At 59.7% G+C, this 11,590-nt stretch carries 8 protein-coding genes; 7 read left to right on the forward strand and 1 reads right to left on the reverse strand.

Annotated features, from left to right (window positions below):
- Positions 1-65 precede the first annotated feature (65 nt).
- A complete protein-coding gene (locus tag IEV54_RS04190; RefSeq protein ID WP_150276101.1) occupies positions 66-701 on the reverse strand; it encodes a TetR family transcriptional regulator in 636 nt (211 codons plus the stop codon).
- A 203-nt stretch (positions 702-904) separates the two neighbouring features.
- Here IEV54_RS04190 and IEV54_RS04195 point away from each other — a divergent pair, with 203 nt between their 5' ends.
- The 7 genes from IEV54_RS04195 to IEV54_RS04225 all read left to right on the forward strand — a co-directional run bounded on the left by IEV54_RS04195 (position 905) and on the right by IEV54_RS04225 (position 11,556).
- Positions 905-2,053 carry an efflux RND transporter periplasmic adaptor subunit gene (locus IEV54_RS04195; protein ID WP_150276102.1) on the forward strand — a complete coding sequence of 383 codons (1,149 nt, stop codon included), beginning with the start codon at positions 905-907 and terminating at the stop codon, positions 2,051-2,053.
- Positions 2,054-2,057: 4 nt separating this feature from the next.
- Positions 2,058-5,207 carry an efflux RND transporter permease subunit gene (locus IEV54_RS04200; protein ID WP_150276103.1) on the forward strand — a complete coding sequence of 1,050 codons (3,150 nt, stop codon included), beginning with the start codon at positions 2,058-2,060 and terminating at the stop codon, positions 5,205-5,207.
- Complete coding sequence (locus IEV54_RS04205) at positions 5,204-6,634, forward strand: efflux transporter outer membrane subunit (RefSeq protein ID WP_150276104.1); 1,431 nt, start codon at positions 5,204-5,206, stop codon at positions 6,632-6,634. Before IEV54_RS04200 ends, IEV54_RS04205 begins: the two co-directional genes overlap by 4 nt.
- 150 nt (positions 6,635-6,784) lie before the next feature.
- Positions 6,785-7,648 carry an MBL fold metallo-hydrolase gene (locus IEV54_RS04210; protein ID WP_150276105.1) on the forward strand — a complete coding sequence of 288 codons (864 nt, stop codon included), beginning with the start codon at positions 6,785-6,787 and terminating at the stop codon, positions 7,646-7,648.
- A 10-nt stretch (positions 7,649-7,658) separates the two neighbouring features.
- Complete coding sequence (locus tag IEV54_RS04215; RefSeq protein ID WP_150276106.1) at positions 7,659-9,401, forward strand: bifunctional protein tyrosine phosphatase family protein/NAD(P)/FAD-dependent oxidoreductase; 1,743 nt, start codon at positions 7,659-7,661, stop codon at positions 9,399-9,401.
- The gene (locus IEV54_RS04220; RefSeq protein WP_150276107.1) at positions 9,398-11,179 is read left to right on the forward strand and encodes a SulP family inorganic anion transporter; all 1,782 of its coding nucleotides are present in this window, start codon (positions 9,398-9,400) and stop codon (positions 11,177-11,179) included. Before IEV54_RS04215 ends, IEV54_RS04220 begins: the two co-directional genes overlap by 4 nt.
- Entirely contained in the window at positions 11,176-11,556 is a 381-nt protein-coding gene (locus IEV54_RS04225) for a rhodanese-like domain-containing protein (RefSeq protein WP_150276108.1), read from the forward strand. Before IEV54_RS04220 ends, IEV54_RS04225 begins: the two co-directional genes overlap by 4 nt.
- Positions 11,557-11,590 lie beyond the last annotated feature (34 nt).

Below are 11,590 nucleotides of genomic sequence, written 5' to 3' on the forward strand. Positions count from 1 at the left end.
ATATCCGCCAATAGCACTGCGTGCTTGAGCTCAGTTGACAGTATTGTGCAGGGAGAAGTTGCGATTCATGTCATGCGCAGGGCAGGACTCAGACGCAACATATCCAGAATACTGTCAGCCAGGGTTTCTGCCTTGGCATACAGATCCAGCCCTTCGGGCACCAGCAGGCACTGATCCAGCATGCCGGTGATAAATGCGTGCACACACCGACTGGCAACCGGCAGATCCAGATCGTCAGGCAACTGCCCCCTGGTTACCGCATTGCGCAAACTGAGCTCGATGTTGTGGTCGTATTCCCGGCGAAAATCCTGCATCCATTGGCGCATGTTGCCCAGATCTTCGGTGTATTCACATTTGTGAAACATGATCTCGCCGACTCGACGTACCTCCGGGTCACTCCCGGCGCGCTGAAACATCTTTATGAGCAACTCACGGAGGCGACCAAGCGGGTCTGGTTCATGGGGATCGCGACTGGCTTCACTGAGGGGCTGGAGTGGCATATGTACCCGCTCGAGCAAGGCGCCCACCAGCTCGGACTTATCCTGAAAGTGCCAGTAAATAGCGCCCCGGGTCACGCCCGCAGCGGTGGCAATTTCCGACAGTGAGGTACGGGAAATACCCTTGCGGTAAAAGCACAGCTCCGCTGCAGCAAGAATGTCACTACGGGTTTCCTGCGCTTCCTCTTTTGTTCGCCTGACCATCCGCCATTTCATCCAATCGGTTTCATGAATCGTGCGGCCTGACCGGGCAGGTCCGCGAATGCTGCTTATGTTAACTAATGTTATCTCTGTTTACAAACATTCATGAATGTAAGTATATTGTTCGCCAACCCGGTCATCTGCGCTCCCGACGCCCACGCACAATGACCAACGAAACCAGTACTGCGCTCTGCGAGGACCCTGTCATGCCCCATCTGAATACTGCGCGCTTCGCGCTACCCTCCCTATTGGCGTTGCTTACGCTACTAAGCGCCTGTGAAAAACAGAGCAGCGTCGCTCCAGACCAAGCTCAGGTGCAGCAGGTGCTTGAGGTGGGTGTGGTTACCCTGGCCGCGGAACCCTTTGAACTGACAACCGATCTGCCAGGGCGTACCGCACCCTTTCGCATTGCCGAAGTAAGGCCGCAGGTGAATGGGCTGATCGAAAAGCGGCTGTTCAACGAAGGTAGTGAGGTCAAGGCTGGCGAGCAGCTGTATCAGATAGACGACTCGGTGTATCAGTCAGCCCTCAACAGCGCAAAAGCTTCGCACCTGTCGAGCACATCTTTAAGTGATCGCTATGAGCAACTGATCGAGGATCAGGCCGTGAGCCGTCAGGCCTATGACGAAGCTCGTGCGACCAGCCTGCAAACCCAGGCTGCTCTGGAGCGCGCGCAGATCGACCTGCGCTACACCCAGGTCAGAGCGCCAATCGATGGCCGTATCGGTCGTTCAGCCGTCAGCGAGGGTGCACTGGTTACCAATGGCCAGGAAGCCGCAATGGCAACTATCCAGCAACTCGATCCGATCTACGTGGATGTAACCCAGCCGGCCCGCGACCTGCTGGCACTACGTCGTGATCTGGAAGAAGGCCGCCTGCAGAAGGTTGGGGACAATGCCGCCCAGGTTACCTTGCAACTGGAGGATGGTAGCGCCTATCCGCACCAGGGCACGCTGGAGTTCTCTGAGGTATCGGTGGACGCCGGGACAGGTTCAGTGACCCTGCGGGCCATCTTTCCCAACCCTGACAATATGCTGCTGCCAGGCATGTTTGTACACGCACAACTCGTGGCCGGCACCCGATCCGAGGCCATTCTGGCGCCTCAACAAGGCATTACCCGCACCCCTCGCGGGCAAGCCACTGCGCTGGTGGTTAATGCCGACGACATCGTCGAACTGCGAGAAGTTCGTACCGAACGCACTGTAGGAAATCGCTGGTTGATCAGTGATGGACTCAATGACGGTGACCGGCTGATCACCGAGGGTCTGCAGTTTGTTCAGCCAGGCGTCAAGGTCAAGGCTGTGCCAGCTGGCAACGTTGCCGAACCTGTTTCCACTGCCAGACAGGAAGGATAAATCCATGCCACGCTTTTTTATTGACCGCCCTATCTTCGCCTGGGTCATTGCCCTGGTGATCATGCTGGCCGGGGGGCTCTCGGTGCTGAGCCTTCCCGTGAACCAATACCCGAGTATCGCCCCGCCCGCGGTCGGCATCTCGGTCAGTTACCCCGGCGCTTCCGCGCAAACTGTGCAGGACACCGTGGTGCAGGTAATCGAACAGCAGCTTAATGGCATTGATGGCCTGCGCTATATCCGCTCGGACAGCAACTCCGACGGCAGCATGGAAATAACCGTAACATTTGACCAGGGCGTTGACCCGGACATCGCTCAGGTACAGGTTCAGAACAAGCTGCAACTGGCCACCCCCCTGCTACCCCAGGAAGTACAGCAACAGGGGATTCGGGTGACCAAATCAGTGAGTAACTTCCTGATGGTCATTGGCGTGGTCTCAACCGACGGCAGCATGAACCGCGACGACCTGGCCGACTACATTATTTCAAACCTGCAGGATCCGATCTCCCGGACCGAAGGTGTTGGCGACTTTCAGGTGTTCGGCGCGCCCTATGCGATGCGCATCTGGCTGGACCCGGCAAAGCTCAACAACTTCAAGCTGACCCCTACCGATGTCAGCGCTGCAATTCAGGCCCAGAATGTGCAGATCTCCTCCGGTCAGTTCGGTGGCTTGCCCGCCGTACCAGGCCAACAACTCAGCGCCACCATTGTCGGCAAGACCCGTCTTCAGAGTCCGGAGCAGTTCCGCGAGATACTGCTCCGGGCCAACCCGGACGGCTCCCAGGTTCGACTGAAAGATGTTGCCCGCGTTGAGCTGGGTGCGCAAAACGCGAACGTTTCTGCGCAGTACAACGGGTTGCCGGCCTCCGGGCTGGCGATCAAGCTGGCCACCGGGGCCAATGCGCTGGATACCGCTACCGCAGTCAAGCAAACCATTTCCGACCTTGAGCCCTTCTTCCCGCCCGGGCTGGAGATTGAATACCCGTACGAAACCGCACCGGTGGTCTCCGCTTCCATTACCGGCGTGGTGCATACCTTGCTGGAAGCTGTGGTGCTGGTGTTCCTGGTGATGTATCTGTTTCTGCAGAACTTCCGCGCCACCTTGATTCCTACCCTGGCCGTTCCAGTGGTCATTCTGGGTACCTTTGGCGTGCTTTCCCTATTCGGCTTCACCATCAATATTCTGACCATGTTCGCGATGGTGCTGGCTATCGGCCTGCTGGTGGATGACGCCATCGTGGTGGTGGAGAACGTCGAACGGGTGATGGCAGAAGAAGGACTCTCTCCGGTCGAAGCCACACGCAAATCCATGGACCAGATCCAGGGTGCGCTGGTTGGTATCGGCCTGGTGCTTTCAGCTGTATTCATTCCAATGGCCTTTTTCGGCGGCTCAACCGGTGTCATTTACCGTCAGTTCGCAATCACGATTGCGTCAGCGATGACGCTCTCGGTACTGGTGGCGCTGATATTCACTCCGGCGCTGTGCGCCACCATGCTCAAACCGATCCCCAAGGGCGGTCAGCATGAAAAGCGCGGGTTCTTTGGTTGGTTCAACCGGACCTTTGACCGCGGCGTAGGCCGATACGAGCGCGGCGTGGCCAGCATGCTGCGGCGCAAGACCCCTTACCTGCTGCTCTATGTAGTCATAGCCGCGGTCATGGCGGTGCTCTTTACCCGTGTACCTTCGGCCTTTTTGCCGGACGAAGACCAGGGGGTACTCTTCGCCCAGGTGCAGACACCAGCGGGCTCTACCGCAGAACGCACCCAACAGACCGTAGACCAGATGCGCGATTACCTGCTGGAAGAAGAAAGTGATGTGGTGAACTCGGTGTTTACCGTGACCGGCTTCAACTTTGCTGGCCGCGGACAAAACTCGGGCATGGCCTTTATTGGCCTTAAGCCCTGGGACGAGCGCACTGAACCCCAGCAGAGTGTATTTGCCTTGGCCGAACGGGCCCAGGCGAAGTTCGACACCTACCGCGACGCGATGGTCTTTGCTTTTGCACCGCCTGCGGTGATGGAGCTGGGCAACGCGACCGGCTTCAACCTGTTCCTGCAGGACAACGCCGGCGTTGGTCACGACACCTTGATGCAAGCGCGTAATCAATTGCTCGGCATGGCAGCGCAACATCCCGCGCTGATGGCCGTGCGCCCCAACGGGCTGGACGATGAGCCGCAATACCAGTTGACCGTGGACGACGAAAAGGCCCGTGTACTCGGGGTATCGCTGAGCGAAGTGAACAGCACTCAGTCGATTGCCTGGGGCTCCAGCTACGTCAATGACTTTATCGACCGCGGCCGGGTCAAGCGCGTTTATATGCAGGGCGAAGCCAGCGCACGCATGAGCCCGGAGGATCTGGGCAAGTGGTTCGTACGTAACAGCAGCGGCGAGATGGTGCCCTTCGATGCCATCGCCAGTGGTGAGTGGATCTACGGCTCGCCCAAGCTGTCGCGATACAACGGTGTGGCAGCGATGGAAATCATGGGTGAAGCCGCGCCCGGCTACAGCACTGGCGACGCCATGGCCGCGATAGAGGAAATCGCCCAGAAGCTGCCCCAGGGCATCGGCGTAGCCTGGACCGGACTGTCCTATGAAGAACGCATTTCCGGGGACCAGGCGCCCATGCTCTATGCGCTGTCCCTGCTCGTGGTTTTTCTCTGTCTGGCAGCACTGTATGAAAGCTGGTCGATACCTCTAGTAGTCATGTTGGTGGTCCCCCTGGGTGTGATCGGTGCGCTGATGGCGACCCTGGGCCGCGGGCTGACCAACGATGTGTTCTTCCAGGTCGGCCTTCTGACCACCGTGGGACTCACCGCAAAAAACGCCATTCTGATTGTCGAGTTCGCCAAGGATCTGCACGAGCAGGGTATGAGTCTGTTCGACGCTGCAGTGGAAGCCTGCCGCATGCGCCTGCGGCCGATCATCATGACCTCCCTGGCCTTCACCCTTGGCGTGGTGCCCCTGGCGCTGGCCAGTGGGGCTGGCGCTGGCAGCTCACACGCCATCGGGACCGGTGTGATCGGCGGGATGATCACCGCCACGGTGTTGGCAATTTTCTGGGTGCCCCTGTTCTTCGTGATGGTTTCATCGCTATTCGCAGGCAAGAAAGTCAAGACCGACGACTCCGATCCGACCACCAGGGAGATCACCCCATGAAGCGCAGCATGATTACCAGGAACATGATGGGCATCAGCCTGATTCTGGCGCTGACTGGCTGCTCAATGATCCCGGAGTATGAGCGCCCGGCCTCGCCGGTAGCCGACGGCTGGCCGAGAGGCGAGGCCTACGAGGCTACCTCTGCTGAATCCAGCGTCACGCCACCGGCGTGGCAAAGCTTCTTCCGCGATCCAGAGTTACGCGAACTGATAGCAGCTGCACTGGAAAACAACCGGGATCTTCGCGTGGCAGCCCTCAATGTAGCAGCCACCCGCGAGCTCTACCGGATTCAACGGGCTGACCGCTTGCCCACCCTCAGCGCGGACGGCAGCGGTAGTCGTGCGCGTACACCCGCCGGCCTCAATGGCAGTACGCAAAGCGGGATCAACAGCCAGTACAGCGCCACCCTGGGCGTTGCCTGGGAGGTCGACCTGTTCGGCCGCGTGGACAGCCTGCAGCAACAAGCGCTGGAAGAGTATCTGGCCACGGAAGCCGCGGAACGCAGCGTGCAGGTCAGCCTGATCGCCAGCGTAGCCAATACCTACCTGCGCTGGCAGGCTGATCAGGCGCTGCTTCAAGCTACACAGGAGACCTTGCAGACCTATGAAGACAGTCTGCGACTGACCCAGCGCAGCTTCGATGTAGGGATCGCCTCGACGCTGGAGCTGACCCAGGCCCGCACAGCGGTGGAAACGGCTCGCAGCAGTCTGGCCGCATACAGGCGACTGGTTGCTGAAGACCGCAACGCCCTGACCCTGCTGCTGGGCCAGCAGGCGCCGGCTTTACCCGGCGCAAAACCGGAGCTAGGGACCGACCTGCTCGCCGAGTTACCGGCGGGCTTGTCCTCGGAGGTGCTGTTGCAGCGCCCGGATATTCTGCAGGCCGAGTATGCGCTGCGCGAAGCCAACGCCAATATCGGCGCGGCACGGGCGGCGTTCTTCCCCAGCATCAGCCTGACAGCCAACGCCGGCAGCGCCAGCAACCAGCTGTCTGGCCTGTTCGACAGCGGCTCGGAGTACTGGAATTTCTCGCCGAGCATCAGCCTGCCGATCTTCAACGCTGGGCGCCTGCAGGCGAACCTGAACTACGCAGAGGTCATTCGTGATGTGCGTGTAGCCGAATACGAAAAGTCGATCCAGGTGGCTTTCAGCGAAGTCGCCGATGGCCTTGCCGCACGGGAGACCTACGTGGATCAGGTCGCCGCGCAACAGCGTCTGCTCAGCGCCAGCGAAGACTATTTCCAGATCGCCGAGCGTCGTTACCGCAGCGGCGTGGACAGTTACCTGACCTTGCTCGACGCCCAGCGCCAGCTCTTCACTGCTCGCCAGCAACTGATCACCGATCGGCTGAATCAGTTGACCAGTGAAGTGGAGCTGTTTCGCGCGTTGGGGGGAGGTTGGACCATGCCGACGGATCAGACTGAGTAACCAATGAAGGGCCGGGCAGCCAACCCCGGCCTTATGGTCCACCCATACAAGCACTGGCTTACTTATTCTTAATCGATATAACGTTATAACTATTAAACAGTTATGATTTATCTTAATTGAGTATTTCAAGCCCAGTAATGGAGTGTGATCATGCAACCTCTTGTAGAAGCTTTCTTCGACCAGGCGACCTTCACCTACAGCTATGTTGTGAGTGACCCTGCCACTAAACGCTGCGCTATCGTTGACTCCGTACTCGACTACGATCCAGCATCTGGCAGAACCTCCCACAACAGTGCAGATCGCCTGATCGCCCATGTGGGCGAGCAGGGCCTTCAAGTCGATTGGCTGCTGGAGACCCATGTGCACGCCGACCATCTCTCTGCTGCGCCCTATTTGAAGCGTGAAGTGGGCGGGCAACTGGCGATCGGCGAAAACATCACTGTCGTGCAGGATACCTTCGGCAAGCTATTCAATGCCGGCACCGAGTTCGCCACCGATGGGCGCCAGTTTGATCACCTGTTCAAGGACGGCGATACCTTTCAGATAGGTAACATCGAAGCCCGCGCCATCCATACCCCTGGCCATACGCCGGCCTGTATGACCTACCTGATCGGCGACGCCGGTTTTGTCGGCGACACTCTGTTCATGCCTGACTATGGCACCGCTCGCTGCGACTTCCCGGGCGGTGATGCGCGAGTGCTGTTCCAGTCGATTCGCAAGCTGTTTGCGCTACCCGATGAGACGCGGTTGTTCATGTGCCACGACTACAAGGCTCCTGGCCGGGATGACTTTCGCTACGAGACCACGGTGGCCGAAGAGCGCGCGCATAACGTGCACGTTCATGAGGGAATCCAGGAATCAGATTTCGTTACCATGCGCAGCGACCGTGATGCCACATTGGGTATGCCGACGCTGATTTTGCCGTCAGTGCAGATCAACATGCGAGCGGGCCAGTTGCCACCCGCCGAAGATAACGGCATCCGCTATCTGAAAATCCCCCTCGACGTGCTGTGAGGAGATAACCATGGACTCGCTCAAGCGCCTTAGCCCTTTCATTGCCGTGGCGGCCCAGTTGCAACCGGCGGATATGGGCACCCTGGCTGCCGCAGGATATCGCACTGTTATCAACAACCGTCCCGACAACGAAGAGGAGGGGCAACCCACCTCGGCCGAGATGCACGCGGCCGCCAGGGCCAGCGGACTTGAATACCATCACCTGCCAGTCACTTCGGGGCAGATCACGGATACCGACGTAGCTGGCTTTACCGAGCTGCTCAATCAGGTACGCGGACCGGTTCTGGCTTTTTGCCGAACAGGTACCCGCTCCATCTCGCTTTGGGCATTGAGTGAAGCGCACCATATTGACCCTTTGGCGCTATTGGCCGCCGCTCGGGGGCAGGGTTACGACCTTACCGGTCTTGCTCCCCGGCTGGAGCTGTATTCGCAAACCACCCCAGGCCCCACGCCTACCGCGAGCATCAGCGCTACCCAACGCTACGACGTACTGGTGGTCGGGGGCGGTGCCGCCGGCTGCGCCGTGACGGCGAGCCTGTTGAAGCGCGATCCACACCTGCGCATTGCGGTGGTTGAACCACGGGAGCAGCACTATTACCAGCCAGGCTGGACCCTGGTCGGCGCTGGCATTTTTGACCGGGCTCAGACCGAGCGACCCATGGGCAAGTGCATTCCCCAGGCTGCCCAGTGGATACGCTCGGCGGTGGCGGCTTTCGAGCCGGACCAGCAGCGGGTGGTGTTGGAGGACGGCAACCGTCTCGGCTACCGGACCCTGGTCGTGTGCCCCGGTCTCAGCCTGAACTGGGATGCCGTCGAAGGACTCAGGGAAACCCTGGGCAAGAACGGGGTGACCTCGAACTACAAGTTCGAACTGGCGCCCTATACCTGGCAGCTGGTACAGAATCTGCGGCGCGGCCGCGCCCTCTTCACTCAGCCGCCCATGCCGATCAAGTGCGCCGGCGCGCCACAGAAAGCCATGTATCTGTCCTGCGACTGGTGGCAGAAACAAGGCGTGCTGTCTGACATCGATGTGGAGTTCTGCTCGTCCGGGGCCGTGCTCTTTGGTGTTTCCACCTTCGTGCCACCGCTGATGAACTACATCGAACGCTACGGAGCGCAGCTCAGTTTCAATACCACGCTGACCGCAGTCGACGGCCCTGCGCACAAGGCCTGGTTCAAGCAGGTGGATGCTCAGGGCAACAGCCAGACAGTCGAGAAGTCATTCGATTTTCTGCATGTGGTGCCCCACCAACAGGCGCCCGCCTTTGTCAGTCAGAGCCCCCTGGCGAACGCTGATGGCTGGGTGGAGGCTGACCACGAAACCCTGCGCCACCCGCGCTATGGCAACATCTTCAGTCTGGGCGATGTGTGTGCCGCACCGAATGCCAAAACAGCTGCAGCTGTGCGCAAACAGGCCCCGGTAGTGGCCGAGAACGTGATTGCGGTTCTGGCGGGCAAAGGCCCTCGCGCCCTGTATGACGGCTACGGATCCTGCCCGCTAACCGTTGAGCGAGGCAAGGTGATACTTGCCGAATTCGGTTATGGCGGAAAGCTCCTACCCACCTTTCCGCTGGACCCTGTCGTCCCGCGGCGGCTGGCCTGGGACCTGAAAGTGAAAATGATGCCGGGCATCTACTTCGACATGATGCTGCGTGGCCGCGAATGGCTGGCCCACCCCAAGCACCTGCCCCACGAACCGCTGGCGGTTGAGGCGCCCCCGGCATGCGATTTTGGCAAGGAACAGGGCAAATGAAACTACGCCATTGGTTACCCTGGCTGGACTGGGGCCGCCAATACAATCGAACCACCGCCGCCCAGGATGGCCTGGCGGCGGTGATCGTAACGCTGATGCTGATCCCGCAGAGTCTGGCCTACGCCATGCTCGCAGGCCTGCCCCCGGTCACAGGTTTGTATGCCAGCATCCTGCCCCTGCTGGCCTATGCCCTGTTCGGCTCCAGCCGCGCTTTGGCCGTGGGCCCTGTCGCTGTGGTGTCTTTGATGACCGCTGCGGCACTGGGCCCGCTGTTTCCCGCAGGCAGCGCAGAATACATCGGCGCGGCTATGCTCCTGGCGTTGCTCTCGGGCGTGATCCTGAGTCTCATGGCGGTGTTGCGCCTGGGCTTTCTGGCCAATTTCCTCAGTCATCCGGTTATCTCGGGCTTTATCAGTGCATCCGGCATTCTGATCGCAGTGGGACAGCTCAAACATATATTCGGCGTTTCTGGTTCAGGCGGGAACCTGCTACAGATCTCATCGTCGTTATGGCAGTCGCTTCCGCAGATTCATCTACAGACGCTGCTGATCGGCCTTCTCAGCCTGGCATGGCTATGGTGGGCACGGAGCCGGCTCAAACCGCTGCTGCAACACCTGGGTCTGGGCGCCGGAATGGCGGGCAACCTGACCAAAGCCGGGCCTGTACTGGCCATCATCACCGCCATTTTGGTGGTGACTGTTCTGCAACTGGATGACTCCGGGGTAAAGGTGGTGGGAGTTATTCCCCAGGGTCTACCGGGGATGATGACCCCAACGCTGGATCTGCAACTGGCGATAGTCTTGTTGCCGGCGGCGCTCCTCATCAGCCTGGTAGGCTTTGTCGAATCCGTCTCCGTGGGGCAGACCCTGGCCGCCAAACGGCGCCAACGGATCGAACCCGATAGCGAATTACTCGGCCTGGGAGCGGCGAATCTGAGCGCGGCTTTCAGTGGCGGGTATCCGGTTACCGGCGGCTTTGCCCGCTCGGTGGTGAACTATGATGCAGGCGCCCAGACACCCATGGCAGGGGTTTTTACTGCTGCCGGCATTGGCCTCAGCGTCATGTTGTTGACCCCGTTACTGCACAATCTGCCACAGGCGGTGCTGGCGGCCACGATTATTATTGCGGTGCTGAGCCTGGTCGATCTCGAATCGCTGAAACGCACTTGGCGCTACTCGCGTCCGGATGGGGCCGCGCAGGCAGCGACTCTGTTGGGCGTGCTGCTCATCGGAGTGGAAGCAGGCATCCTGCTGGGCGTCGGGCTTTCGCTGATGCTTTTTCTCTGGCGCACCAGTCAGCCCCACATGGCGGTAGTCGGCCAGGTGCCGGGGAGCGAACACTTTCGCAATATCGAGCGTTTTGCGGTGGTCGAATCGCCCGATGTACTGTCGCTGCGGGTCGATGAAAGCTTGTACTTCCCCAATTCCCGCTATCTGGAAGAGCGCATTGCCGAGCTGATTGCTGCCCGGCCGCAGGTACGCCATCTGGTGTTGATGTGCCCCGGGGTGAATCTGATCGACGCCAGCGCGCTGGACTCGCTGGAAAATATCGTAGAGAGACTTCGCACCGCGGGGGTTCAGTTGCACCTTTCCGAGGTCAAGGGCCCGGTAATGGACCAACTCAAGCGCTCGAGTTTTCTGCAGGATTTTGGCGGCCAGGTATTTATCAGCCAGTTCCAGGCTCTGCAGACGCTTTCACCGCAAATCGCCCTGGATACCCTGAAGCAGGGAGCGCATATTGCTCATCTACCCACTCAACTCGAGAGGCAAGCGCCATGAAAAATGCACATGACCTGGTAACCGATGCCAAGACCCGAATTCAGGAGGTGTCCATACAGGACGCCGAGGCGGCAATTCGCGACGCGGACGCGCTGATTGACGTGCGCGAAAGCGACGAATTTGCTGCCGGGCATATTCCCGGAGCAGTGCACATCCCACGGGGCATGCTGGAGTTCAAACTGAGCAATGCGCCAGAGCTGTCAGCGCGCGATCTCAAGCTGGTGCTCTACTGCAAGACCAGCGGACGCGCCGCACTGGCCGCCTGCTCTCTACAAGAGATGGGCTACATGAATGTGCAGTCCATCAGTGGCGGCTTTGACGCCTGGAGCGAAGCAGGCAAACCGGTTGTAACGCCGAGCCTGCCCTCTTTCGACTGAGACCTCTCTCAGCACTGCAACAGCACCGCGTGGT

Origin of the sequence: Halopseudomonas salina (genome assembly GCF_014637955.1) — a bacterium.
Taxonomy (GTDB): Bacteria; Pseudomonadota; Gammaproteobacteria; order Pseudomonadales; family Pseudomonadaceae; genus Halopseudomonas; species Halopseudomonas salina.